Genomic DNA, 25,887 nt, shown 5'->3' with positions numbered 1-25,887 from the left:
ATTTTTCCCAGGGTCTCAGCTTTCACGCTGATTGACGGTGCCCTGATCGCTCGTTACTTTGAGTTTGCAATCCAAAGCGGTCGTCAGCGCGGCCGTGTTCCCGGACCTGGAGATGACTCGCCGTGGCTTCGACTTGCGTGGTAGGACTGCAATGGGGAGACGAGGCCAAGGGCAAAATCGTCGACTTGCTCTGTGACCAGCATGACACCGTGGTTCGATACCAGGGGGGCGCGAACGCCGGCCATACGGTCGTCGTCGACGCCATCACCTACAAGCTCTCGCTGATCCCTACGGGGATCCTCCGGCCGGGCATCGCGTGCGTAATCGGCAACGGCGTGGTCATTCATCCGCCCGCCCTGCTCCGCGAGGTCGAGACGCTGTCGAAGCAAGGGGTCGACTTCGGCGACCGGCTCCACGTCAGCGACCGCGCCCACGTCATCATGCCCTGGCACCTGGCCGAGGAACGTCTGACGGAAGAGTCGGCCTCGGCGGCGGACCATCTCGGCACGACCCGTCGCGGCATCGGGCCTTGCTACCGCGACAAGGTGGGACGGGTCCACGGTGTCAGGGTCGGCGACCTCTACCATCCCCGCCAGTTCCGCGAGCACCTCGAGCGGATCGTCGAGTTCAAGAATCGCCTGCTCACCGCGATGCTCCCCGACTTCGAGCCGTTGGACGCGAATGCAGTCGCGGATGAGTATCTCGACTACGCCGAGCGGCTCCGTCCTTATGTCTGCGACGCGACGAGCTGGCTGCACAACGCGGTCCAGAGCAACCGAAGGCTGCTTTTCGAGGGGGCCCAGGGGTCGCTCCTCGACATCGACCACGGCAGCTATCCATACGTGACCAGCTCGAACAGCAGCGCGGCGGGGATCGCGGCCGGCTCGGGCATCCCGACACGCCACATCGACCGCTGGATCGGGATCGTCAAGGCCTACACGACTCGCGTCGGCGGGGGGCCCTTCCCGACCGAGCTGCATGACGAAATCGGCGAGCGGATCCGGCGGATCGGCCGCGAGTACGGCACCGTGACCGGGCGTCCTCGCCGTTGCGGCTGGTTCGACTCCGTCGCGGCGCGTTACTCGGCCAGGGTCAGCGGCTCGACCGAGATCGCCGTGATGCTGCTCGATGTCCTCAGCGGCCTGAAAGAAGTCCGCGTGGCCGTCGCCTACGAGGACGAGAACGGCAAGGCCGTCAACGACATGCCGGGCCAGCTCGCCAACCTCGAGCGCTGCCGCCCGGTCTTCGAGACGATGCCCGGCTGGGACGACGACCTGACGGGCGTCCGCTCGTGGTCGGACTTGCCCGAAGCGGCCCGCAACTACGTCAAGTTCCTCGGCAAGCAGATCGGCGTGCCGGTCTCGATCGTCTCCGTCGGCCCGGAACGGAGCCAGACGATCGTGCTGAAGGAAGGCGACGGCAAGTGACCTGATCCTTCCCGAAGTGTGGCGATTCCCCGCCCAATCCTCTTCGACGGATAGACAGAGAGCCCATGACGAACGCCTCCATCACCGAAGAAGGTCGCGCGAGGATCGCTGCGCTCGGTTTGAAGGCCGAGCAACTGCCCAGGCACGTCGCCATCATCATGGACGGGAACGGCCGCTGGGCCCAGAACCGAGGGTTCCCCCGGATCGTGGGCCATCGTCGCGGGATCCAGAGCGTCCGCGCGGTGGTCGAGGAAGGCTGCCGGCTCGGCCTCGAGCAACTGACGCTCTACTGCCTCTCGGTCGAGAACTGGAAGCGGCCCCCGCGCGAGCTCAAGTTCCTGCTCCGCCTCTTCCGCCACTTCCTCGTGGTGGAACGCCAGGAGCTCATGGAGCAGAACGTCCGCCTCACCATGATCGGCCGGCGCGAGGGGCTGCCGCCGGACGTGCTCGAGGAGTTCGATCGCACGGCCGCCGAGACGTCCCGGAACACCGGGATGTGCCTTTGCCTCGCCGTCAATTATGGCGGCCGGACGGAGATCGCCGACGCCGCCCGCAAGCTTGCCGAGGACGTGCGCTCGGGTGTCGTCCAGCCGGACTCGGTCGACGAGAGCCTCTTCGCCTCTTACCTGTCGACCGCCGGGCAGTCGGATCCCGACCTCTTGATCCGCACCGCCAGCGAAATGAGACTGAGTAACTTCCTCCTCTGGCAGGTCTCCTACTCCGAGATCTGGGTGACGGACGTCCTCTGGCCCGACTTCCGGGGGGACGACCTGCTCGCGGGGTGCCAGGCGTTCGCGGCTCGAGAGCGCAAGTTCGGAGGGCTGCCCGCCGCCGCGACCTCGCTGACGGCCCAGTCCGACTGAGTCTCGAAGACGACTGGCGGACGACTTCGGATGTCGAACGAGTGGCGGCCGGTCAGGCAGGCTGTCTGTCTGATGGACGGGTCGCCGGAGATGTACACGACCTCGACGCAGAGCCGAACCGCCTCGACCATCAATTACGCGTCCCCCTCCGTCCAAGAGCCACTCCACCATGCTTAGCACTCGTCTGACGATCGGCCTCACCATGGTCGGGGCGATCCTCTTCATCCTTTGCGTCGACGAGTGGTTCTTCCCCTGGTATCCCGCCTGGTTCCTGCTGGCGATCGTCGCGCTCGGGCTCGCCTCGCTCGAGCTCGTGGCGCTCCTGGCGAACTCGGAGATGCGGTCGTCGGGGAACACGGTCTTCGGCGGGATCATGGCCCTGATCATCGCGAACTGGGCCCCTCACCTCGCCCATCAACTCACCCACCCCGCGCGACTCCCCGCCCCGCTGACGTTCGACCCGCTCACGCCCATCAACGCGATCGGCTGGCCGCTGCTTACGTACGCAGGAGTGATCATGGGTGCATTTCTGATCCAGAGCGTCCAGTTCCGCAAGCCGGGCAGCACGATGACGTCGATCGCGGGGAGCATCCTGTCGGTGTCGTATGTGGGGATTCTCGGCAGCTTCATCATCCAGATGCGCTGGTTCGACGGCCAGTATCACGGGATCATCCCGCTCGCCTATATGATCGCCACGGCCAAGGGGACGGACACAGGCGCCTACACGGTGGGCCGCATCGCGGGTCGGCACAAGCTCTGGCCCGAGATCAGCCCGAATAAGACGATCGAGGGGGCGATCGGCGGACTCTTCGCCGGGATCGGGGCCTCGCTGATCGTCGCCGCGGTTGCGCGCTACCTTTTGCAGGTCCCCACCTTGAGCTGGCAGGCCGCGGCGGGCTTCGGCTTCCTCGTGAGCACGGCCGCCCAACTCGGCGACCTCATGGAGTCGATGATCAAGCGGGATTGCGCCCAGAAGGATGCGTCCTCCGCCGTCCCCGGGTTCGGCGGGGTCCTCGACGTGCTCGACTCCTTACTTTTCGCCGCCCCAGTCGCCTTCACCTACTGGCTGGCCTTCGGCCCCTGAGTCTCGCCTCGGTCGTGATGTGACCTCAGCCGGCGTCCTCGACGTGATGAGAACCTTGCGCCCGGCGAACGTGTCTTCAATTCTTCGGTGTGGGACGAGGCCCGATGCACCCGTCGGCCCTAACCCCATGAAGGATTGGTGTGGGATTTGCGGATCAGTGTGTGGATTCGTCAGGCGAGAGGACATTGCCTTTTTCGGCCACGCTGCTCCATAATAGTAACTTGCCGGCCGACGACTCGGTGCTCTGCTCAGTCTCACGGATGTGAATCACCGGGCCGTCAGGGTTCAGGTCGGCGAAAGGCGAGGCATGTCGGAAGCTACGATCAGTCTCGAGGGTCAGGACGAAGAACTGGCTGTCTTCGGCAGTCGCGACCAATTCCTCCGGCAGATTCGCGACTCGCTGGGCGTCAAGGTGCTCGCCCGCCATGGCGAGGTCCGCGTCGAAGGGGAACAAGACCGAGTCGAACAGGCTCGCCTGGTCTTCGAGGAACTCCGGGCTCGTCACCGCAAGAAACGCGTCATCTCCTCCGAAGAGGTCGCCGACCTCATCGAGTCGATGCAACGCTCGAACGACCCCGACCGGTTAGAGAACGTCGAAATCCGCGAAGGGAGCCGCCTGGTCAGGCCCCGCACCGACGGCCAGGCCCGTTACCTCAGGGCCTTGCGCGAGCATGAACTGGTCTTCTGCGTGGGCCCTGCCGGCACGGGCAAGACCTATCTTGCCGTCGCCATGGCCGTCTCGGAGATCCGCCGGGGCAAGATCAAGAAGATCGTCCTCGTCCGCCCAGCCGTCGAGGCCGGGGAGCATCTGGGCTTCCTTCCCGGCGACCTCGAAGCCAAAATCAATCCTTATCTACGCCCGCTTCTCGATGCCTTGCATGATTTGATGGATTACAACCAGATCCGTCGCTACATGGGCAACGACCTGATCGAGATCGCTCCGCTCGCCTACATGCGTGGGCGGACCTTGAACGACGCCGTGATCATCCTCGACGAGGGGCAGAACGCCACCGTGCCGCAGATGAAGATGTTCCTGACGCGCATGGGGCAGAATGCCCGGATCGTGGTGACGGGCGACGTGACGCAGGTCGACCTGCCGCCGGCCACGCAGAGTGGCCTGGCCGACGCGGTCGAGCGACTCCGCGACGTCCCGGGCGTCGGGATCGTCTGGCTCGATCAGAAGGATATCGTGAGGCACCCGCTGGTCCAGGCCATCGTCAACGCTTACGAAAACAGTGAGCCGGTCAAGGATCCGGACCTTGGCATGACGAGCGTCGTCGCGCCCGATCCGTCTCCCAAGGCCGGACCTTCCGCCTCGGGATGAGGCGGGGCGAGGGGGGAATCACCTCGCCGGAGCCGAGCCGGAGTCGGCCCGGTGCATCCCGGCGTGGGACGGGGATCGACCCTGTTGACCACGCATGCCTGAGATGCATCCATGAGCTTTGGTAAACGTCGTTCCAAACTTACCCGGGCCCAACTGAGGCCCACCAATCCGATCGCCCTCCAACAAGGTCGTCAGGCCCGGCAGCGAAGCCGGCTGGCACGCTTGGCTATCGTCGGTGTCACGGTGCTGGTCACGGCCGCCATCGTGCATGGGTCCGGCCCCCCCTTCACCTACCGGCTCGGCCAGCGCCCGGATCGAGAGATCCGCGTCAACGTGCCGGAATTCAAGCGCCAGAATCAGAAGAAGACCAACTCCGAGCGTCAGGCCGAGGTCGACCAGGTCCCCCTGGCCATGATCAACGACCCCACGCCCCTCCGCGACCTCTCCGAGCGCCTCGACGACCTCATCGTCGCGATTACCAAGGCCCCCGCCCTCGACTCCCTGCCCGGGAACCTGCGAGCGACCTGGAAGCTCAACGCCGAAGCCTTCGACACGATCCGGGCCGAAACCGAGACCCAGGAGGAGCGCGAGGCTGTCCATCGCCAACTCATGGAGGCGTTCGCCCCCCTGCTCCGCGACGGCGTCCTCGGCTATGACACGCTACCTCGCCACGAGGAGTCGAGCCGGACCCTCTCGGTCCGCACCCTGGGCCAGAGCCCCGAGGAAGCCCATGACGTCACCCGCGAGCGCGTCGTGCCGGAACGGGTCGCCAAGCCCGAGGGGACGGTCAGCCGCGAGTTCGTCAAGGCCTTCACCTCCGAGAAGCTCGGCACCACCCTCTTCCGGTTGATCGCTGAAAAGCTCGCCGGGACGCCGACCCTCACCTACGACGAGCATTACACAAGCCGTCAGCGTGAGATCGCCTGGGAGAAGGTGAACAAGGTCTACGACACCTATCATCAGGGGGATGTCCTCGTCGAGCAGGGGCAGAAGATCGAGGAAGAGCAGCTCATCCTCCTCCGCCTCGAGAACGATGCCGCCAAGCGCCTGCTCACGGTCGGCGACCGGGTGCGCCGGGCCGGCTCGATCATCTTGATCGTCTCCGCCCTCTTTACGCTCACGGGTTTCTACGTGGTCCGCCACGAACCCCAGATCGCCTTCGACCTCAAGCGGATCGCCGCCCTTTGCGGCCTCGTCGTGGTCTCGATCGCGCTCGTCCGCCTCGTCTCGCTCCAGCCGTGGGATGCCGAGCTCATCCCGGTCGCCAGCGCGACGATGATCCTGGCCATCGCCTACAACCCGCACTTCGCGCTGATGGTCACCTTCGCGCTGTCCCTGCTCACGACGTTTGCACTTGGGACGGGGATTGCCCATTTCCTCGTCCTCATGGGAGGGACGGCTGCCGGGGCCTTGACGCTCACCGAGGTGCGCACTCGAACCAAGCTGATCAAGGTCGGGGCGACCGCTGCGGTTGCCTACTTCCTCCTCACCTGGGCCACGGGGCTCTGGCAGGATCAGCCGCTCAGCTTGATCCTGAGCGACAGCCTCTGGCGTGCCGGCTGGGGACTGATGGCCGGATTCTTCCTGGGCGGCAGCTTGCCGTTCGTGGAAAACGCCTTCGGCATCGTGACAGGCATTAGTTTGCTCGAGCTCGGCGACATCACGCACCCATTGCTCCAGGAGCTCGTCCGACGCGCCCCGGGCACTCACAACCATTCGATCACGGTCGGTGCGATCTCCGAAAGCGCGGCCGAGAGGATCGGTGCCAATGCCGTCTTGGTTCGCATCGGGGCCTATTTCCACGACATCGGCAAGATGCTCAAGCCCCATTATTTCGTGGAAAATCTCGCGGGTGCCGCGAACCGCCACGCTAATCTCGCCCCAGCAATGAGCACGCTCATCATCATCGGACACGTGAAGGACGGGGTCGACCTGGGCCGACAGCACCACCTGCCCGAGCAGATCATCGACCTGATCGAGCAGCACCACGGGACGACCCTAGTCGAATATTTCTATCACGAGGCGAACCGTCGGAATGACGGCAACCCCGACGCGGCCGCGATCCAGGAGCGGGCCTTCCGCTACCCGGGGCCCAAGCCCCAGTCGAAGGAGGCGGGCATCCTGATGGTGGCCGACGCCGTGGAGAGCGCCAGCCGGACACTCTCGGAGCCGACCCCCGCCCGCATCGAGGGCCTCGTCCGCGACCTGATCGAGAAGCGTTTACGCGATGGCCAGTTCGACGAATGCGGGCTGACGCTCCGCGAGATCGGCGAAATCCGAGAAAGCCTGATCAAGTCGTTGATCGGCATCTACCACGGTCGAGTCAAATATCCCGAGCAGCGGACCGCGTGATGGACAACAAGGCGACTACCGAGAGCGCCATCGAGGTCGAGATCAGCGACAATCAACGTTTCCTCGACGTCGATCGCGAGGCGCTCATCGGCCTCGTCCGACGCACGCTCGGGCACGAGAAGATCGAACAGGCCTCGATTTCGCTGGCCCTGGTCGATGACGCGACCATTCATGAGGTCAATCGTCGCCACCTCGAGCATGATTGGCCCACGGACGTGATCACATTCCCGCTTTCAGACCCGGATGAGCCGGTGCTCGCGGGGGAACTCGTCGTCTCGACCGAGATGGCGGCGACGACCGCAAAGCGAGCCGGGGTTGACCCCTGGGCCGAGCTTGCGCTTTATGTGGTCCATGGTTTGCTCCACCTTTGTGGCTATGATGACCATTCCGCCGAAGACCGGGAAGCGATGCGCAGTCGCGAAGACGCGATCCTGGCGGGCGAAGGTCTGACCAACACGTTTCCTCTCATCGGGCTCGCCGAGACCGATACTCCAGGACGGGAGAGCACGCGGTGGCCGCTCTAAATTGGGGAGCGACGTTGATCCTGGGACTCCTCGTCCTGGCAGCGCACCTCGTTTCGGTCATGTTGGCCAAGGCGCTACGAACCTATTCGAGGAGCCGCCTGGAGGCCCTCTGCCTCGCCCGAGGGAATGAGGCCCGAGCGGACGAAATCGCCCATCAGGACGTACGCACGGAGCTTAGCGCCGAGACCCTTGCCGTGGTCACCGGGCTCACCCTGGCGGCGCTCCTGGGCGTCACGGTCGATCGCACGGCGCCACACCTCGCGAATGAGGCAATCATCGCCATCGCGTTGATGATCGGGGCCCTTGGTTACGTCCTGGCCGGCGTCGGCGGGCGCATCTACGCCGAGAACGTGATCTATACGCTCTGGCCGGCCAGCCCGATGCTCCGAACCGCGACCACGCCGTTGACGCTCGGCTGGACGCTCGTGGAACGGCTGGCTCGACAGCTTTCCCGCTCCTACGACGTCTCGCCCAGGCCCGCCAGCGTCGAGGTCGAGGTGCCAGCTGAAGGGGGCGAGGCCGAAGACCTCGAGGCCGACCTGCCCGAGTCCGCTCGCCAGATGCTCCAGCACGCGATCGAACTGACACGCCAGGATATCTCCGAGATCATCACGCCGAGGTCCTCGATCGTCTCGTTGCCCTCGTCGATCTCCTCCCGGGGGGCCGCGGCGACTTTCAGCGAGACGGGGCTGAGCCGGATCCCGATCTTCGGCGAGAACCGCGACGACATCGTCGGGATCCTCTACGCCAAAGACCTCTTCCCCAGGATGACCGAGGCGTCGGATCCCGACACGGTCGTCCCGCGCAAGCTGGTCCGCCCCGCGTATTGCATCCCCGAGACGAAGAACGCCTTCGAGCTCCTGAACGAGTTCCGCTCGAAGCGGACCCAGATCGCCATCGTGCTCGACGAGTACGGCGGCGTCTCCGGGCTGATCACCCTCGAGGATCTCCTGGAACAGCTCGTCGGCGTGATCGACGACGAGCACGACCCGCCCACGCCGGCCGACGTGATCATCCCGGTAGGCCCCGGGCGCTACGAGGTCGACGCGACCCTCTCGCTCGAACACCTCAACGAGCGGCTGCGCCTCCACCTGCCGACGGATGAGGACTTCCTCACGCTCGGGGGCCTGGCCTTCCACGCGCTCGGCCGCCTGCCCGAGCGCGGGGCCTCGTTCCGGCAATACGGCGTCGAGTTCACGATCCTCGAAGTCGCCGACCACACGATCCGGCGCGTGCTCGTCGACCTCCAACCTTCCACGGTGAGCAGCTCGAGCAACTGAGGCCCAGCCCGCGCCGCGGCGCCTGGCCGCTTCCCAAACAATTCCCGAAACGACGGCAGTTCGACGTGCCCAAGCCAAGGCGTACGTTGGACTACCGTCGTCTCGGCCGTTTGGTCTTCTACGATTCGGCCACATCGTCGATATTCCGGGCTCGGCCGACCTTCATCAACTCTTCGCTCGGCGGGTGGGAGTGGCTTCGTGGCCAGCGTTCGTACGCTCGGGATCGTGGTGCGGTCGACCGACGTGTTCGAGACGAGTTCCGTCGTCACGATCTTCACGCGCGAGATCGGCAAGGTCTCCGCGCTGGCCAAGGGGGCGCGGCGGCTCAAGTCGCCGCTCCAGGGTGGCCTTGACCTCCTGGATGTTTCCGATATCGTGTTGCTCCACAAGGCGACCGAGGCGCTCGACCTGGTAACCGAGGCCGTGGCCCTCGAACGCTTTGGCTCACTTCGCCGCGATCTGGCGGCCCTTTATGCCGGCTACTACATCGCCGAGCTGCTGTCGGACCTGACCGACTTCAACGATCCGCACCCCAGACTGTTCGACGCGGCCGCGATCACCTTGCGGCAACTGGGCGACCCGCTCTTGCGGTCGAGGCGAGTGCTCCGGTTCGAGTTGGCTTGCCTGAGGGAGTTGGGCTCGATGCCGATGCTGGATGCCTGCGCACACTGCGGCCAGTACGTCGAGGCGCGAGGGGATACCTTCGCGTTCGGCCTGGCGACGGGCGGAGTCCTCTGCCCCGAGTGTCGACCGGGCCAGCCTCACGTCGCGACGCTCACGGGGCGGACCCTGGACGCGATCCGGATCCTGGCCAGCCCCGGCAACGATTGGCGCGACCTGGATCCGAGCCCTTCGGCCTTGCAACCGGTGCGGACGACCCTGGGGAGCATCGTCAGCCACCTCATGGGTCACCGGCCACGTCTCTTGCCTTTTCTGGGAGTCTGATCGATGGACCTGGCGAACCGGCATCCCGAACCTGGCCAAGGCCGACGAACGCGGCAATGGCTGGGCGCTGCCCTCGTCCTCCTGGGGACGGCCTCGTCTACCGGTTGCCTTAGCAGCGGGAGCACCCTGACTGCCTGGCGCATGGGGCGCGACTCGTCGCTGTCCAAGGCCCCGACCAAGGAGGAGGTCGGCGACGACCGCAACCTGATGGCCCGCTGGCTCAGCCCCAAGGCGAGCCCCTACGGCAAGGCCGAGCAGAGGTCGACCCTCGTCCTCGGCTCCGACGGCTGGAGCCCGATCAAGACCCAGTCGAACCCCGAGGCCGATGCCGAGTTCCAGGCGGCCGAGAAGCTCTTCCAGCAAGGGAAACTCGCCGAGGCCGAGACCGCCTTCAAGTTGATCGCCAAGAACCGCAAGGGCTCCCCCTGGGGCGAGCAGGCCCAGTTCTACGTCGCCGAGAGCCAGTATCAGCGCGGGAACCTCGTCGCCGCGCACACGAGCTTCGAACAGCTCTTCGCCGACTATCCGGGTACCGAATACATCGACAAGCTCGTCAGTCGCGAGTACGCGATCGGCGAGACCTGGCTCGCCCAGAGCGATCCCAAGACGCCCGCCCAGAAGAAGCTCCCCTGGTACTCCCGCTTCAACGGCCAGCAGCCGATGCTCGACCCGCATGGCGATGGCCTTCAGGCGCTCGAGCACGTCCGGCACCATGACCCGACCGGCCCCCTGGCCGACGACGCCGTGATGCGGATCGCCCATCAATACATCAAGGATGGCGACTACGAGATGGCCGCCATGCACTACGACCAGCTCACCACCGACCATCCCAAGAGCGAGTACGTCCAGGAGGCCCAGCTCGCGAGCATCGACTCTCGGATCAAGTCCTACCTCGGACCCGAGTACGACGGCAGCGGCCTTGAGAAGTCGCGGGAGCTGATCAAGCAGACGATGGCGTCCTTCCCGGACCGACCCGGGCAGAACGAGAAGCTCTACCACACCCTCGACATCATCAACGACGCCGAGGCAGAACGTACATTCAAGGTCGCCGAGTATTACAAGCGCACCAACAAGATCACCTCGGCCGAATTCTACTTCGGCAAGGTCCGGCAACGTTGGCCCAAGAGCTCTTGGGCCGAGAAGTCCAAGACGGAACTCGCCTCGCTGGCCAAACTGCCCCGTAAGGAATTCGCCCCGAGCAAGATCATGAGCCAGCCCGCGAGCTCGGATCCGTTCAGCGGCGGCATGGGTGGCATGGGTAGCGGCGGCATGGGTGGCATGGGTGGCGGCGGTATGGGTGGTATGGGGATGGGGCCTGGTGGCATGAATTGATCGCGAGTTGTCCGTCCGCCAGCGACAATTCCGATCTCCAAGGAGGGTCCGGATGAGTTCCCGACGACGTCAGATCGAACAACCCACGCGACGAGACCTGCTTCGGCTTGCCGGCCTCTTCCTCGTCGCCGAGGCCGGCTGCGGCTACTCGATCCGGCCCCCCTACGACACCAGCATCCGCACGGTGTACGTCCCGGTCTTCCGGTCGCTCACGTTCCGTCGCGAGATCCAGCTCCAGCTCACGGAACTCACGATCAAGGAGATCGAAAAACGGACCCCTTACAAGGTGGTCGGCACGCTGGAGCAGGGAGATACGATCCTCGAGGGGACCATCAACTACGCCGACAAGAACACGGTCGTCGAGAACCCGGACAACATGCCTCGTCAGCTCACCGCGATGGTGAATGCCTCGGTCAACTGGGTCCACAACCCGCCGCTTGACTACGAGAAGAACCGGGCCCCGACGGTCGTCGCCGAGACGGTGAACTTCGCACCCGAAGTCGGCGAGACCTCGATGACCGCCTTCTACAACACGTGCCAGAACCTGGCGACCCAGATCGTCGACATGATGGAAGTCGCCTGGTCCGTCGAGGAAGCCTGATCACCAGGCCACCTTGCGGATCCGAGATCAAGCGGATGCCGGCGCACATCCGCCGCGGAGCAGTCCTCCTGAGGCCCCGGCGTCGTCAGTTCGCTGACGGCGCCGGGGCCCGCGCCTTTCTGGCACGCCTCAATGTGTCGAGATGTCCGCGAACCCTTCAGGCTCAGGCTCAGGTTCGACGGCCCCTGAGTTCGTCGCGAGCGCGAGGGCTCGTTTCCTCGGGGTTGTTGCGCCCTTCGCCTCATCGCCGGCCGCCTTGGGAGTTCGCTTCGCCCTGGGCTTCCACCAGATGACGATCCCCGTGACGGCGAGGCCCGCGGGGACGAGGCTGACGAGGAGCCAGACCGACTTGATGATGAGCCCGAACGTCCGGTTGAAATAGACGCCCCAGGCACCGATGTGCATATGTCGATTCCAGGAGACCACGTCGTCGCCGAAGGAGCGGGTCCTGTAGCTGTGCTCGAGCAGCAGGTCCCCCGTCTGCGGGTGGAGCGAGACGAAAGACCGCCCGATGTCGCGGGGCTCTCCCGTCGGCCGACGCTTCGTGAGCCGGATCGGCTCACCGGGCTTGGCCGGGAAGACGACGAAGGTCGGGAACGTCTCCGGCATGGCCTCGTTGGATCGGGCGATGATCCTGTCGAGATTCATGGGGGGCACCCCGGCGATCGGCCTGGCCTTCACCAGCCTCGGCAAGGGCTTGGTGAAGGTCAGCTTGTAGATCAACGGGTGTAGCACTGTGTGGAAGGTGAACACGCACCCCGTCAGGGCGATCACGCAGAGGATCGGCGTCGCGTAGAAGCCGACCGCGCGGTGGGCGTCGTAGTTGATCGTGCGCCAGTGACGCTTGAGGCGGACCTTGAAGCCGGCCCCCTTGTCCTTGCCCGTCGGCCACCAGAGCACGAGCCCGCTCGCGAGCAAGGTCAGCAGGATCGCCGACGCCGTGCCGCCGATGTAGCCCCCCCACGTCAGCAGGAAGTTCGTATGGAGATATCGGAGGGTTCCGATCAACGACGAGGCGGACGGACGGGAGCCGAGGACCTTTCCCGTATACGGATCGACGAAGATCTCGAGCGGCCGCGCCGACTTCGACGCGGTATCGCGGGCGTAGAGGAGGCCGGCCTGATCCGGGAGGAAAGGCAAGAACATGCTGATCATCTGATGACCGGGGAAGGCCGCCCTGGTGGATTCGAGCAGATCCTGATAGGGCTTGCGTGCCTCGCCGGGCTTGACGATCCAGAGGTGAGGGTCGAGCCAACGGTCCAGCTCGGGCTCGAAGACGAGCACGGCGCCGGTGAGCCCCAGGAGGATCACCGGGAGCGCCGCGATCAGGCCCAGGACCAGGTGGATCCGGTTGGTCAGACGCCTCCATTTGAGGAATCGTTTCATCACGATCGCCGCCTCCTTCGGAGTTCGCCCGGGGGGAGAGAAGGCCTACTGGGGCAAAGCCTGGATCTTGCGAGCCGGCTTGGGCGCCTTGGAATCGACGTCGAGCTTGAACGGCTCGAGGTCGTTCTCCTTGCGCCCGACCTGGACCTTGAACGTCGACGCCTTCGGGTTCTGGAAACGACCCCCGAGGCGGTCGTAGGCCGAGGGGCCGTTCTCCGACGACCAGAAGAAGGTGACCAGGTACTCGCCGGGGATGGCCCCGTCCTTGTCGGCGTTGGTCGAGAGCGTGAAACGCCCCTCGGCATCGGTCACGGCGACGGGCCTGGAGGCATTACCGGGGGCGTTCGCGTCGGAGTTGTGGAAGGTCACGGCCATCATCTCGGCCGGCTTGCCGTTGACCAGTACCGAGCCCCGGACCGGGTACTTCTCGAGCCCGTCCGACTCCTCGCCGCAGCCGGCGACTGATAAGAGCGCGATGAGGGCGACGGCAACACGCCGCGCCAGGGCCTCAGTACTGGTCGGCACTGAGCACCTCACCCTGGTCGCGCGAGACGAGCTGATGGAGTACGACGGCGGCGATCGTCTTCTTGAGGAAGCGGACGCTGCCGTCGGCCATCGCGATGTTCGAGCCCCCGGCGTGGAAGCTGTAGACGTTGCCGCCTCCGTTGTTGCAATTCACCACGCAGTTGCCGCCGAATTGGATCAGGCCGTCATAGCTCCAGCCCCGGAGCGAGAGCCGGTTCAGGCCGCCCATGTGCCCCATCGCCGTCCAGGGGAGCCCCGCGACGGTGATCGGCGTCCCCTTGGGGCCGTAGAGCTTGGCGCCACCCGTCATATCCATGAACAGGAGCGTGTTCGACAGCCCGTCCGTGACCGACGCGGGCCGGACCGGCATCGAGCCGGAGTAGGCGATGACCCCCTGCGCAGCGTTCCCGGAGAGGTCCGTGTTGACAAACGAGTTGGCGCTCACGGCATAGTCGACGGTGGCCGAGCGGAAGGTCCCGCCGGCCGCGATGTTCGCCATCGCATAGCTGGCGGTGAAGTCCTCGACGTCCCCCGCGAGCGACGACGGGCAGCGGAACGCCTTCACGGACGTCTGAGAGACCGTCGTGTTCTGCGGCTCGGTGAAATTGAAGCCGAAGTTCCAGCTATTGAAGAGGGGTTGCTGCTCCATGAACGGTGCGAGCCCCAGCGTCCAGCTCGAGATGTTGACCTGCCCCCTCGGGAACGTTACCACGAACTGGCCGAGGCAGAACGTGCTATTCACGTCGACATAATTGTGCGTGGCGAGGGCCAACTGCTTGAGGTTGTTCGAGCACTGGGCTCGTCGAGCTGCCTCGCGCGCGGCTTGGACCGCCGGGAGCAGGAGGCTGATGAGCACGGCAATGATGGCGATCACCACCAGCAACTCGATGAGCGTGAACGCCGCTCGCCGACCTAGCAGGGCCACTCGTTGGAGAATCATGGTTGAAAACTCTTTCGACTTTCGGGGGGAATGACGCCCCCGGTCTGCAATCGACCCGGGCGTCTCAGGCGGGACCTTGCCTTTGGCAGGATGTGAGAACCACTCAGATCTCAAGGTTGCATGTCGTCAAATGACATTGAGTGTCAGTCTCAGTGGTTGGTCAGTATGCCAACGCCCGGGAGGCACTTTCAAGGGGCCAGCAGGGAATTCTCCGTGAGGAATTCAGGATTCGCCGACCTGGAGGGAAATGGGAAGGCCCGCCCGGCGACACTTGCGAGTCGCCGGGCGGGCCGGAATGTGCGGCTGTCTTTAGCCTGAGGGCGTCCTAATTCATAGGAGACGCCCCGGCCGGCCTTAGAGGGTGAAGTGGAAGGTCTTGGCGACGAGTCGCCAGAGCCACCAGCCGAGGGTCGAGGTCCCCCCGTCGATCTTGGCGAAGCCGCGGAGGCCGGGCTGGAGGGCGAGGTCCTCGTTCTCGACCGGGATGATGATCTCGAAGACGGCGTTCAGCGGCTTGGCGGCGTTCGTCTTGGGATCCTGCTTCGTGGCGATTTCGCCGCCGGCGAGGTTCGAGAGTTCGGGCGGGATCTCGTCCTGGGTCTTCTGTGCGATCTCGCCGACCTTGCTCCTCAAGGTCATCTCGGAGTCGCCGTAGATCTTCAGCCAGGCCTTGCGGTCGAGGCGGATGAGGTCGACGTCCGACTGGTCGAGGAGGAGATGGGCTTCGAGCTTGTGGGGGTCGGCCACCTCGCAGAAGGGCTTGCCCGGCTTGACCCACTGGCCGATGGTCTCGGGATGGGGCACGCCCATGACCATGCCGTCGCGCTGGGCGACCAGGGTGAGCTTGCTGATCTGCTCGATGACCTTCTCGATTGCCGGCTCGAGGTCATCGGCCATCACCTCGTGCTGCTTGCCGATGGCGCGGTGGTCGTTGTTGGAGCTGGTGAGGAACCAGCGGGCCTTCGCCGAGCTGGCCATCTGCTGCTCCTGGAGCTGGATACGTTCGCGGATCTTCTCCGGGTTGGAGAGCTTCGCGATGACGGTATCCTTCTTGACCCATTCGCCGTCCCGGACGTTCAACTCGACGAGACGTCCCGGGGACTCGGCGTACACTTCATCGGGTTTGGCCGCGGTCAGCACCAACGTCCCCTGGACCCGGAGCGGCGTCGGGATCAGGAGGATTCCGGCCAATGAGGCCACGGCGATCGCCGCGAAGGCCGCGGCCCTTGCCTTTTTCACCTTACGCATCCTCCCTGGGGTGCGGATGAACTTGATGGACTGGTAAAGCGGCATCCCGATGAGCGGGACCAGCGAGCCGACCGCCATGATGGCGCTGATGGAGCCCAGCTTGTAGGGCTGGAGGAACTTGTAGAGGAAGAACAGGATGCTGAAGGTCACGACCCAGCGGTAGATGTAGCTGGCGATCGCGTAGAAGACGAACAGGGCCCGCCGGGCCCTCGGCATGTAGCTCTGGACCGGCACCTCGAGCCCGAGCACCTTCTCCTGGAAGAGGTAGGTGAAGAACTGGGCGCTCTTGATCCGCAGGTTCGGGATCTCGAGCCAGTCGGCCATGACGTAGTAGCCGTCATAACGCAGCAGCGGGTTGGCGTTGAAGAGGATGGTGTTGACCGAGCAGATGAACATGGTCGCCAGGCAGAGGCTGTTCAAGAGCCCCTGCTCGGTATTCCACCAGACGAACGTGGCGAGGCTGGCGAGGAAGCATTCGACATAGATGCCGGCCGCCGAGATCCAGATGCGCTTCCACTTGTTGGGCAGCAGCCAGCTATCGGTCACGTCGCAATAGAGGGCCGGCGTGAGGACCAGGAAGAGCATCCCCATCTCGTGCACCTCGCCGCCGAAGTGCTTGGCGGTGAGCCCGTGCCCGAACTCGTGGATGATCTTGATGATCGCCAGACTGATCCAGAAGTAGAAGATCGTGCGCCAGTTGAAGAAGCTCTGGAATTCCGGCAGCTTGGCGCTGAAGGTCGTCCACTGGCTGACCACCAGCGTCAATGCGGCGAGCATCATGCCGACGCTGAACGTGACGAAGAACGGCGTGAAGAGCCAGCGGAAGTAGGGATACATCCCCGTCAGCATCTTCTCGGGGTCGATGACGGGGATCTTGATGTAGAGGATGTTGGCGAGGAACTGCCAGACCTTCTTCCACCGGTTCTTGCGACGGCGGCGGATGAGGACCTTGGCCTGCTCGGGGCTGTCGATGAGGGCGAGCCCGGCCTCGTGCAACTGAGCGGTGAAGCGAGTGAGGTCGTCGATGGAGATGGTCTGCGGGCGGTACTTGCGCTCGAACGCCCGCTTGACGTCCTGGAGGGTGTTCTTGCCGTCGAGCTGCTGGAGCAGGAAATACTCTTCGATCTTGAATCGAAAGTATTTGAGCGCGATGGGGTCCTTGATGACGTAGTGCGTCATCCCTTCGTAGAACTGCGGCTGCACAATGAGATCGGGCCGGAGCTTCACCTTGAGGTGCTCGGCGGCTTGCCCCATCGGGGCCCCGGGCGACATGGTTGGGGCGGAACTCATCGGTCGGCAGCCCTCGGCTCAGTTCGGAAGGCGAACGTCAGATCATCACGGGTCAAGGCTTGGGCCGGACAATTGGTCGGGACGAGGTCGGGCGGATGCTTGCGGATCGCGCCCCCGAGACCGCTCCGGCTCGCCGAGGCCGCCCCCGTGATGGGAGAGGCCTCGGCCGACGGTCGGGTCGACCGGCCCAGCGGGCCGATCAAGGGTTCGTCCGGGCGCCGGCGGTCCTCGTCGGCACCTCGTCGGAGAGATAGATGGTCATCACGGCCTTGAGGCCAGGGCGGAGCTCGTGATCCTTGTTCTCGACCTCGGCGAAGACGCGCACGGCGGATTCGGCGACGGCCTGGATCTGGGGGTCGACGAACGTGATCTTGCCCCGGAACTTCTTCTGCTCGATGGGGTTCGGGGCGCCGCCGCGGACGTCGACGAGGCGGGGCTGGACCTCGATGATCTGCCCTTCCTTGACGCGGTAGGCGTATTCGAGCGGGACGTAGGCGAAGCAGCGGAGCTTGTCCATGTTGCCGAGGCGGACGACGGCCTCATTGGCCCGGATGCTCTCGCCCGGGGACTTGAGCCGCTCGAGGACGATCCCGTCGAACGGGGCTCGGATGGTGTGCTCCTCGACCGCCTGCTTGGCGAGGGCGAGGTCGGCGGCGTCGATCTTCCGCTTCTCGATGGCCTCGTGCCGCATGGCCTCGGCCACCTTGACCTCGGCCTCGGCCTTCTGCATCTCCTCCTTGGAGACCATGTCCTTGTTGCGCTGGTTGAGCCGGACGCTCGTCGCCAGGACGGACAGGGCGAGCTCACGCTGGGCCAGGGCCTTCTCCTCGGCGGCGGTGCTCTTGTAGATCTGGACCGCCTTCTCGACCGTCAGGTCGGCGGTCTCGTGGTGGAGGTAGCCGATCGGCTTCCCCTTGGCTACGACCATGCCGTGGTCGAGCTCGATGCGTTCGATGACGCCCTCGCGGAGGGCGGCGACGTCGGACTTCTCGACCCACTCGATCTGGGCGTCGTCGACGACCAGGGTTTCCCCGCCACGAGCCGCCGGGGCCGGGTTCTGGCCGAGTGTCGCGAGGGACAGAGTAGTCACGAAGCCCACAGCCAGGGCTGCGGATCTCTTCGGGAAGAACATGGCGAGCCTCCGGGACTCATGCGTGTAAATTGGAGCCTGACAGCAGTTGCGAAGACGGAGCGGGCCGGTCGCCGGGGCGGGAGACTCGCCCCCGGCGAGTCTCGCGGGCGCCCCGCCCCCATCGACACGTCGATCACCAAGACTCACTGCAGGAATGGCCAGCGGAAGAGGACCGTCTCGTAGAAGACGTGGACGACGTCTCGGAGCAACACGTAGGCGAGTCGGGCCTCGCCGCAGTTCACGCGGGCCCGGACCTCGGCCCCGTTCCGCAACTCGACCTTGTGGGAGAGGAAGTCCTGCTGGACCTCCTTGCTGAAGCCCACGGTCACCTTGACGACGTGCTTGGTCTCGACGAGCTCGGCCTTCGACGCGATCCGGGTCACGTACCCCGGGTAGCGGTGCTCGGGGTCGGTCGCGGTCACGAAGTAGGCGGAGAGGCGGGTGCCGACCGGCTTCTTGCCCGCCTTGATGTCCTTCTGGAGCTGGCTCTGGGCGGCCAGGATCGGGCCCATGTCGTCGTCGGGGACCTCGACCTCGAGCACCCAGTCTCCGTCGGTGGCCGCGACGGTGACGAGCTCCTGGCCGATCTCGACGGGCCGGCCGAGCAGGTTCTTCTTCACTTCCCAGGTCGTGACGATGCCGTCCTGAGGCGCGAGGATCTTCAGCGTCTCGAGCTGCTGGTTGATGATCTCGATCTGCTCCTTGGTGCTCCTGGCCGTGATCCTGGCCTCTTGCTCCTGGCCGCGGAGCTGGATCACCTCTTCGGGGCGGCCCTTCAAGGCGACATTCACCTGGGCGCGGAGGTGATTCTCCTGCGACATGGCCTTCTCATGCTCGGCCATCCGCTGCTTCAGCTCCTTCTCGAGCTCCTTGCTCTCGAGGCGAGCGAGGAGGTCGCCGGCCTTGACGCGGGCGCCGTGGACGACCGGCACGTCGACGACGATCCCCTGATACGGGGCATATGTGATCCGACGCTGCTCGGGCAGCAGCGAGCCGCGGCCTTCGATCGTCAGCTTCCAGGGCACGAGTGCCAGGGCGGCGACGATGCCGACGATGAGCAAGAGCACGGCGACGATCTTCGCGAGCATCCGGCCGCGGAAGAACCGCCAGGGGGAGCCGATCGCCTTGAGCGCCGGGAGGAGGAAGATGCGGTCGTGCTCGCGGGCGTTCCAGAGGGCGGTCGAGGAGTGCCTCGAGACGACCTCGGTGCGGGCGTGGGCGTCGGTCGGGGCGAGCTCGTCTCCGATCTGCTCGGCCACGAGGCAGCCGAAGGCGACCCGCTCCTTGTTCGGCTCGGTCTCGGGCTTGTGCAGGATCGTGACGATGACGGCCTTCGAGCCCGACTCGTCGACGTACATTTCCAGGGCGTCGCGGATGTCGGGCGAGAACCCTTCGGTGTTGCCCGTGTAGACGAGGTCTTCGCCCGAGCGGATCACGGCCTTGCAGAGCCTGGTCAGCTCGCGGATCAGGTTGGCCCGCTGCTCGACGACTTCCTGCCCGCTGACGGCCTCGACCATCACGCGGCCGCCGAGCTTCAGCGCGACGCTCAGTCGGTCGCAGCCGACGAGGCGCTTGCCGTCGTTGGCCACGGCATAGGAGGTCTCTCGCAGGTCGAGCGACCCGTGGATCTGGTGCGTGAAGCCTTCGAGCTGGTTCCAGAGCCGCTGCTGCGACATCATCTGTCGCATCTGGCGGTTCTTGAGGTAGTTGCCGGCGAGGTCGCAGAGGTCGCTCACGAAGCGGAGCGTGCTCTTCTGCGTGGCGGCCCGTCGGGTCGGATCCATGAGGATCTCGATCAGGCCGACGACCTGCTTGTCGACCATGAGCGGGGCGAGGATCAGGGAGAACGCGGTCGGGTTGCCGGCGTTGGGCACCCCCTCGATCGTCGCGCCCGGGGGGATGATTTGCGGCTGGGAGGCCTGGATCATGCAGCCCAACAAGGCATCGTGGGGCTGCGTCTTGACCCGACCGTCGAGGAGGCCAGTCAGCCTGAATTCGAGCTGGTGTTGCAGCTTGATGCTGCCGCGGCCGTCGAGGAGCCAGAAGGCGCCGCCGGATGCGGCGACGGCCGCCACGGCGCGATTCAGGAACTCCACGTAGAACTCGGTCGGCTGGATGTCCGACTCGGCGAGATCGGCGATCTCCGCCACCAGCTTGCGGATCTGGTTCTTTGTCTGCTCGAGCAGACCTGGATCAATGGTTTCTTCCGGCATGGTGGTTCCCGCCATTGGGCGCCAAGGTCTGAGTCGACTGACCAGCCAACACCCGCGTCCTCGAATCGATCGCCAGGGAGTCCTGGCGCGGGGTATACGGCACACCTGCAACCGGACAAGTGGTCGGGCGATCTTCCTTACGGATTTTTTTCTTCGCCCCGAGCAGACCGAGAATAGGGGCCGACACCCCCCAAAGTCCCCGCTTATCCACAATGTCTGCTACCGAAACCAACCCGTTCTTGTCGAGAAAAGAGTGACAGTGATAAAATGAGCGTTTTGCGAAAGGAATGGAACGGCGGTGGCCGAGTGCGACTTTGTGACCGGTGGAACGGGACTGCTCGGCAGTCATCTCGCCGAGCGCCTGGTTGCGCGAGGGCGAAATGTACGCGCCCTGGTGCGCCCGGGGAGTGATACGCGTTTCCTCGAGTCGCTCGGCGTCGAACTCGTCCGGGGCGACCTCGCCGACGACAGCGACAAGTTGAGCCGCGCCCTGGATGGCTGCGCCATCCTCTATCACTCCGCGGCCAAGGTCGGCGACTGGGGGACCTGGGCCGAGTTCCAGGCCGGCTGCATCGACGCGACCGAGAACCTCGCCGGCGCCGCCGCCTCGGCCGGAGTCCTGCGATTCCTCCACATCAGCTCCACCAGCGCCTACGGCCATCCCACCGAAGGGGGCCCGCCCATCGCCGAGGACGCCAGCCTCGGCCAGAACGTCTGGTGGCCCTGGGACTACTACACCTGGAGCAAGGTCGAGTGCGAGCGGATGCTGTGGAGGGTCGCCGGGCGCGACCACCTGCCGCTCACGGTGATCCGCCCGAGCTGGCTCTACGGCGAGCGCGATCGCACGACCACGCAACGCCTGATCAACCGGTTGCGCCGCGGCCAGGTCCGCCTGATCGGCCCCGGCGGCAATCCCCTCAGCGCCGTCTATGCGGGGACCGTCGCCGACGCCGCGATCCTCGCCGCCGAGCATCCCGGGTCGGTGGGCGAGGCGTATAACATCACCAATCAAGGGCCGATCACCCAGGAAGAGTTCCTGAATCTCTTCGCGGCCGCCTGCGGCGTGCCCCCGATGCGACGCAGCCTCCCCTATCGCCTCGTCTTCGGTGCCTCGTTCCTGCTCGAGGCCCAGGGACGCCTCAGGCGCAAGAAGGAGCCGCCCCTCATCAGCCGATATGCCACCTGGCTCATGGGGCGACAGCTCGAGTACAGCACCGAGAAGGCCGCGAGGATGCTCGGCTGGAAGCCCGCTTATTCCTACGGCGAGAGCATCGACCGAGCCGTGCGATGGTTCCTCGACCGCGAGACGAGCCGGGCAGGAATCCCGATCGCCTCGGTCTCTTCCTGAGCCCTGACAGGCCGGCTTCACGCAGCAACATCGCTACAACCGGACACGTCGAACTCACTATCATCTCCGAATGCGTGTCCTGGGTCTTGTCGGTCGTGCCGTCTTTGGGCATGATAAAATTAATGGGTTAGGTAATCGGCGGCGGCGGCCTCCCGCGCGTCGACCTGCCGGAAGGCCCGAGAACGCACCCTGCCCTTGCCAGACGGGCGGGAACACATCTTTCCCGAAGCGGCACCGCAAATCCTGCCTCGACACCTAGAGATGAGGGACCGCATGAGACGAATCCTGACGATGACTTCGATCGCGGCCTTGGCACTCGCGATCGGTCCAGTAGGCCTCCTCCGGGCCATCGCCGATGACAAGACGGTCGAGGGCGACCATGAGACGCATGCGGCCAAGGGTCGGCCGTCCGGCCCCGGTGGCGGCGACGGCGAGAAGAAATACCGCGACTTCGACGACGTGATCAAGGGCGCCGAGCACATCGACGGGCTCTTCACCCTCTATCACAAGGACGACAACCTCTACGCCGAGATCAAAACCCACCAGTTCGAGCAGCCGATGCTCGCCCCCATCGCCATCGCGAGGGGCATGGCGATGGCCGGCCAGCCGCTGAACTTCGGCGACGAGTGGGTCCTGCTCTTCAAGCGGGTCGGCGACCGGGTCCAGCTCATCCGCCGCAACATCCACTACAAGGCCCCCTCCGGCTCTCCCCTGGAGCGTGCGGTCAAGCAGAACTACACCGACTCGGTCCTGATGGGCCTGCCCGTGCAGAGCGTCCACCCGAGGTCGGGCTCTGTCCTGATCAACCTGTCCGATATCTTCTTCACCGACTTCGCCGACCTCGGCTTCGGCTTCGTCGATCGGAGCCGGACGAACTGGCACAAGATCAAGGGCTTCGCCAACAACCTGGAGCTCGAGGTCGAGACCACCTTCGGCGGCGGTAACGGCCGTTACATGTCCTACTTCGGCGACGACGGCGTGATCGACAGCCGCGGCCGGACCATCGTGATCCACTACAGCCTGGCCAAGCTCCCCGAATCCGGCTACCACGCTCGCTATGCCGACGACCGCGTCGGCCACTTCCTGAGCGCGGTGAAGGACTTCGGCCTGACCAACCCTGACACCTCGTTCGTCCGCCAGATCAACCGCTGGAGGATTGAGAAGTCCGACTCCAAGGCCAAGCTGTCCCCGCCCAAGAAGCAGTTGATCTGGTACGTCGAGTCCAACGTCCCGCTCGAATATCGCCCGTTCGTCGAGGCGGGGATCCTCGAGTGGAACAAGGCCTTCGAGAAGATCGGGATCCGCAACGCCCTGGCCGTCCGCTGGCAGGAAGAAGGGCGCGATGACTTCGACCCCGAAGACATCAACTACTGCACCTTCCGCTGGATCACGACCGGCAACACGTTCGCCATGTCCGCCCTCCGGGCCAACCCGCTCACGGGCGAGATGATCGACGGCGACGTGATCTTCGATGCGAGCTGGATCAAGTACTGGAAGGAACAGTATGCGTTCCTGACCGGCTCCCTGCCCGTCGCGGCGCAGGACTCGAAGACCGTCCCCCTCGCCATCGGCCAGGTCATCAGCCCGATGATGGCGGCCAAGCAAGGTTTCGGCCTCCCCTTCCAACTCCCGAATCGCCGGGCAGCGGCCGACATCAACCCGACGACCGGCCAGGCCCCCGAGGCCATCCCCGCCGAGTGGAACGGGCTCCAGGTCCAGCTCCGCAAGCGTCAGGCCTCCGGCCTCTTCTCCTCCTGCCAGTACAGCGTCGGGATGAGGCCCGAGATGGGCCTCGCCGCGATCGCCCTGGCCGAGAAGGAAGGGGACGCGAAGGACAAGGACAAGGAGAAGGATGAAGAACCCAAGCTGCCCGAGGAGTTCCTCGGCCAGATGATCAAGGAAGTCGTGATGCACGAGGTCGGGCACTCCCTCGGCCTGCGCCACAACTTCAAGGCGAGCACGATGCTCAACCCCGACCAGATCAACGACACGGCGATCACCCGGGTCAAGGGGCAGAGCGGCAGCGTGATGGATTACAACCCCATCAACATCGTCCCCAAGGGCCAGAAGCAGGGGGACTACGTCACCACGACCCTCGGCCCCTATGACTACTGGGCCATCGAGTACGCCTACAAGCCCATCGATGGCGACGAGGCCTCCGAGTTGAAGAAGATCGCCGCGCGGTCCCCCGAGGCCGACCTCGTCTTCGGCACCGACGAGGACATGTACCTCAACAACGACCCGTATGTGAATACATACGACCTCTCTTCCGACACGCTCCGGTTCTCGAAGGACCGGATCCTCCTCGCCGCCGAGCTCCTCAAGGGGCTGGATGACAAGGTCGTGAAGGACGGCGAGTCCTGGTCCCGCGCCCGCGAGGCGTTCTCGATCCTGCTCCAGCAGTGGGGCAATGCCGCCTTCATGGCCGCCTCGCACATCGGCGGGCAGTCGGTCTCCCGCGATCATAAGGGGACCAAGGGGGAACGCGACCCGATGATCCCCGTCAAGGGGGCCAAGCAGCGCGAGGCGCTCGCCTTCCTCGTCGAGCAGATCCTCAGCGATCGGGCCTTCAAGTTCTCGCCGGCCTTGATGCGTCGCGTGACCACCGAGCGCTGGTCGCACTGGGGTGACGACTCCCTGAGCGCCGGGGCCGTCGGCACCGAGTTCCCGCTCCACGAGCGCGTCCTGCGGATCCAGTCCATCGTCATCAGCGAGTGCCTCGCCCCCGAGGTCCTCTCGAGGCTCCTGAACCAGGAGCTCCAGACCGAAGGCTCGGGCGAGGCGCTCAAGATCGCCGAGGTCTTCCGCACCCTGACCGACGGCGTCTGGTCCGAGGTCGCGGCCGGCAAGCCGGATGAGAAGGGGGCAAACTTGACCCTCTCGACCATCCGCCGCAACCTCCAGCGCGAGCATCTCCGCAAGCTCTGCACGATCGTCCTCGGCAACCGCCGGGCGAGCGCCGGAGACGCTTATGCGTACATCCTGTTCTCGAGCGGCGGCGCCTCCTACCCGGCCGACGCCAAGAGCCTGGCCCGATTGCACCTCAAGGACATCGGCAACCGGATCGACGCCACGCTCGCCCGCAAGGAGCTGACGATCGACGACACGACCCGGGCCCACCTCGAGGAGAGCAAGCACCGGATCGCCAAGGTCCTCGACGCCGGCATCGAGTCCAACGAGCCGTAAGGTTCGGTTGATCGGTTCGTGAAAATCCAGGGGCCTCGGACGAATCCTCCTGCATCGCGGGGGACATCGCCCGAGGCCCAACTCATTGCGTCGAAGATGTGAATTTGTGTGAAAAGCGAAGACACGCTCATGCCAGCAAGCGTTTTTGCGAAACCTGTTCCTGCAGGGCCGCCATCAGGGGGCAGGCCTCCGAGGGTTGCTCGCCGCGTCGATAGCGCTGGAGCAGTTCCTGGGACCGCTTCGCCAGCATCCGGCGGACCTCGCGGCGCTTGCCTTTGACCCGAGGGATCACCATGTTGTCATAGCCGGTCGTCTGGTGTCGCATCCAGGCGATGACGGCGGCCTCAGCCCGCTGCTCGATCGGGATCCGCTTCGTGCGGGCGACGGTGCCGCTGCCGACGGGCGTCGCATGCTCGGTGACCGCTTTTGCTAGCCTGTCGGCGACCTCGGCGTGGAGCGGGTGGAAGGCGAGGAACTGCACGACGGCGCCGAGGAAGTCTTCGACGTATTGTCCCTGGGCCTCGTCGCGTCGGCGGGCGTCGGCGGCCTTCTTCTTCGCGTAGGACTCGGTCGAGCGCTCGGAGTCGAGGTCGGCGCGGATCCGTTCGATCGTCGCCTCGGGAGCCCAGAGCCCCCTGGAGAAGGCCCTGCGCCCCTTCTTCTCCTGGACGACCCAGAACTCTCCCGCCGCCTTGACCCGGCGGGTCAGCCCCGCGTCGCCGGGCGGGAGCAGGATCCAGCCTTCGGGTACGGTCCGCACCGAGCCATCCGAGGCCCTCACCGTATTCGGGCTCGGGCCTGGTGCAAAAATCATCTCGTCCATGACTCAACCCCGACGAAAGTGATCTCCAACCGCACTATCGTCGGCCTCCGGCCGGGGGTTCCTC

At 65.3% G+C, this 25,887-nt stretch carries 19 protein-coding genes; 12 read left to right on the top strand and 7 right to left on the bottom strand.

From position 1 onward, the window contains the following. The first annotated feature begins 122 nt into the window (after nt 1-122). The 10 genes from ACOYYX_RS10355 (at nt 123) to ACOYYX_RS10310 (ending at nt 11,732) form a co-directional block, all read left to right on the top strand. Nucleotides 123-1,427, top strand: a complete 1,305-nt coding sequence (locus ACOYYX_RS10355; protein ID WP_422929850.1) for an adenylosuccinate synthase — start codon at nt 123-125, stop codon at nt 1,425-1,427. Between the two features lie 65 nt (nt 1,428-1,492). Then, nucleotides 1,493-2,290 carry an isoprenyl transferase gene (locus tag ACOYYX_RS10350; protein WP_422929849.1) on the top strand — a complete coding sequence of 266 codons (798 nt, stop codon included), beginning with the start codon at nt 1,493-1,495 and terminating at the stop codon, nt 2,288-2,290. Nucleotides 2,291-2,459: 169 nt separating this feature from the next. Next, nucleotides 2,460-3,374, top strand: a complete 915-nt coding sequence (locus ACOYYX_RS10345) for a phosphatidate cytidylyltransferase (protein ID WP_422929848.1) — start codon at nt 2,460-2,462, stop codon at nt 3,372-3,374. 307 nt (nt 3,375-3,681) lie between these two features. Beyond that, nucleotides 3,682-4,698 carry a PhoH family protein gene (locus ACOYYX_RS10340; RefSeq protein ID WP_422929847.1) on the top strand — a complete coding sequence of 339 codons (1,017 nt, stop codon included), beginning with the start codon at nt 3,682-3,684 and terminating at the stop codon, nt 4,696-4,698. A gap of 222 nt (nt 4,699-4,920) precedes the next feature. Next, complete coding sequence (locus ACOYYX_RS10335; RefSeq protein WP_422929846.1) at nt 4,921-7,050, top strand: HD family phosphohydrolase; 2,130 nt, start codon at nt 4,921-4,923, stop codon at nt 7,048-7,050. Further along, nucleotides 7,050-7,574, top strand: coding sequence for an rRNA maturation RNase YbeY (gene ybeY / locus ACOYYX_RS10330; protein WP_422929845.1), 525 nt, complete (start codon nt 7,050-7,052; stop codon nt 7,572-7,574). The genes ACOYYX_RS10335 and ybeY overlap by 1 nt, the downstream gene beginning before the upstream one ends. After that, complete coding sequence (locus tag ACOYYX_RS10325) at nt 7,562-8,854, top strand: hemolysin family protein (RefSeq protein ID WP_422929844.1); 1,293 nt, start codon at nt 7,562-7,564, stop codon at nt 8,852-8,854. Before ybeY ends, ACOYYX_RS10325 begins: the two co-directional genes overlap by 13 nt. A gap of 198 nt (nt 8,855-9,052) precedes the next feature. Further along, nucleotides 9,053-9,799: a DNA repair protein RecO gene (gene recO, locus ACOYYX_RS10320; RefSeq protein ID WP_422929843.1), complete on the top strand. Its 747-nt coding sequence runs from the start codon at nt 9,053-9,055 to the stop codon at nt 9,797-9,799. A 3-nt stretch (nt 9,800-9,802) separates the two neighbouring features. Continuing rightward, complete coding sequence (gene bamD / locus ACOYYX_RS10315) at nt 9,803-11,131, top strand: outer membrane protein assembly factor BamD (RefSeq protein ID WP_422929842.1); 1,329 nt, start codon at nt 9,803-9,805, stop codon at nt 11,129-11,131. A gap of 52 nt (nt 11,132-11,183) precedes the next feature. Then, the gene (locus tag ACOYYX_RS10310) at nt 11,184-11,732 is read left to right on the top strand and encodes a hypothetical protein (RefSeq protein WP_422929841.1); all 549 of its coding nucleotides are present in this window, start codon (nt 11,184-11,186) and stop codon (nt 11,730-11,732) included. Between the two features lie 129 nt (nt 11,733-11,861). On the opposite strand, the gene ACOYYX_RS10305 is transcribed toward ACOYYX_RS10310, so the two are convergent. The 6 genes from ACOYYX_RS10305 to ACOYYX_RS10280 form a co-directional block, all read right to left on the bottom strand. Then, the gene (locus tag ACOYYX_RS10305; protein ID WP_422931611.1) at nt 11,862-13,118 is read right to left on the bottom strand and encodes a PepSY-associated TM helix domain-containing protein; all 1,257 of its coding nucleotides are present in this window, start codon (nt 13,116-13,118) and stop codon (nt 11,862-11,864) included. 45 nt (nt 13,119-13,163) lie between these two features. Next, a complete protein-coding gene (locus ACOYYX_RS10300) occupies nt 13,164-13,643 on the bottom strand; it encodes a hypothetical protein (RefSeq protein WP_422929840.1) in 480 nt (159 codons plus the stop codon). Beyond that, nucleotides 13,627-14,583, bottom strand: a complete 957-nt coding sequence (locus ACOYYX_RS10295; protein ID WP_422929839.1) for a DUF1559 domain-containing protein — start codon at nt 14,581-14,583, stop codon at nt 13,627-13,629. Before ACOYYX_RS10295 ends, ACOYYX_RS10300 begins: the two co-directional genes overlap by 17 nt. 354 nt (nt 14,584-14,937) lie before the next feature. Then, nucleotides 14,938-17,121: an HlyD family efflux transporter periplasmic adaptor subunit gene (locus tag ACOYYX_RS10290; RefSeq protein ID WP_422929838.1), complete on the bottom strand. Its 2,184-nt coding sequence runs from the start codon at nt 17,119-17,121 to the stop codon at nt 14,938-14,940. 199 nt (nt 17,122-17,320) lie between these two features. Next, nucleotides 17,321-18,253, bottom strand: coding sequence for an efflux RND transporter periplasmic adaptor subunit (locus ACOYYX_RS10285; RefSeq protein WP_422929837.1), 933 nt, complete (start codon nt 18,251-18,253; stop codon nt 17,321-17,323). A 143-nt stretch (nt 18,254-18,396) separates the two neighbouring features. Then, nucleotides 18,397-20,466 (bottom strand): efflux RND transporter periplasmic adaptor subunit, encoded by a 2,070-nt coding sequence (locus ACOYYX_RS10280; RefSeq protein WP_422929836.1) that lies wholly within the window; start codon nt 20,464-20,466, stop codon nt 18,397-18,399. A gap of 316 nt (nt 20,467-20,782) precedes the next feature. On the opposite strand from ACOYYX_RS10280, the gene ACOYYX_RS10275 reads away from it, so the two are divergent. Both ACOYYX_RS10275 and ACOYYX_RS10270 read left to right on the top strand, forming a co-directional pair. After that, nucleotides 20,783-21,814, top strand: coding sequence for an NAD-dependent epimerase/dehydratase family protein (locus tag ACOYYX_RS10275; protein WP_422929835.1), 1,032 nt, complete (start codon nt 20,783-20,785; stop codon nt 21,812-21,814). Between the two features lie 273 nt (nt 21,815-22,087). After that, on the top strand, nt 22,088-25,000 hold the full coding sequence (locus ACOYYX_RS10270; RefSeq protein WP_422929834.1) for a zinc-dependent metalloprotease: 2,913 nt from the start codon (nt 22,088-22,090) through the stop codon (nt 24,998-25,000). A gap of 127 nt (nt 25,001-25,127) precedes the next feature. Here ACOYYX_RS10270 and ACOYYX_RS10265 read toward each other — a convergent pair whose 3' ends face one another. Further along, on the bottom strand, nt 25,128-25,823 hold the full coding sequence (locus tag ACOYYX_RS10265) for a DUF2293 domain-containing protein (protein WP_422929833.1): 696 nt from the start codon (nt 25,821-25,823) through the stop codon (nt 25,128-25,130). Nucleotides 25,824-25,887: the final 64 nt, after the last annotated feature.

The sequence above is a fragment of the Singulisphaera chitinilytica genome, from assembly GCF_049331405.1.
Classification (GTDB): Bacteria; Planctomycetota; Planctomycetia; order Isosphaerales; family Isosphaeraceae; genus PoT.
Note: the sequence above shows the minus strand (reverse complement) of the source record. Positions and strands in the feature narration are given on the sequence as shown.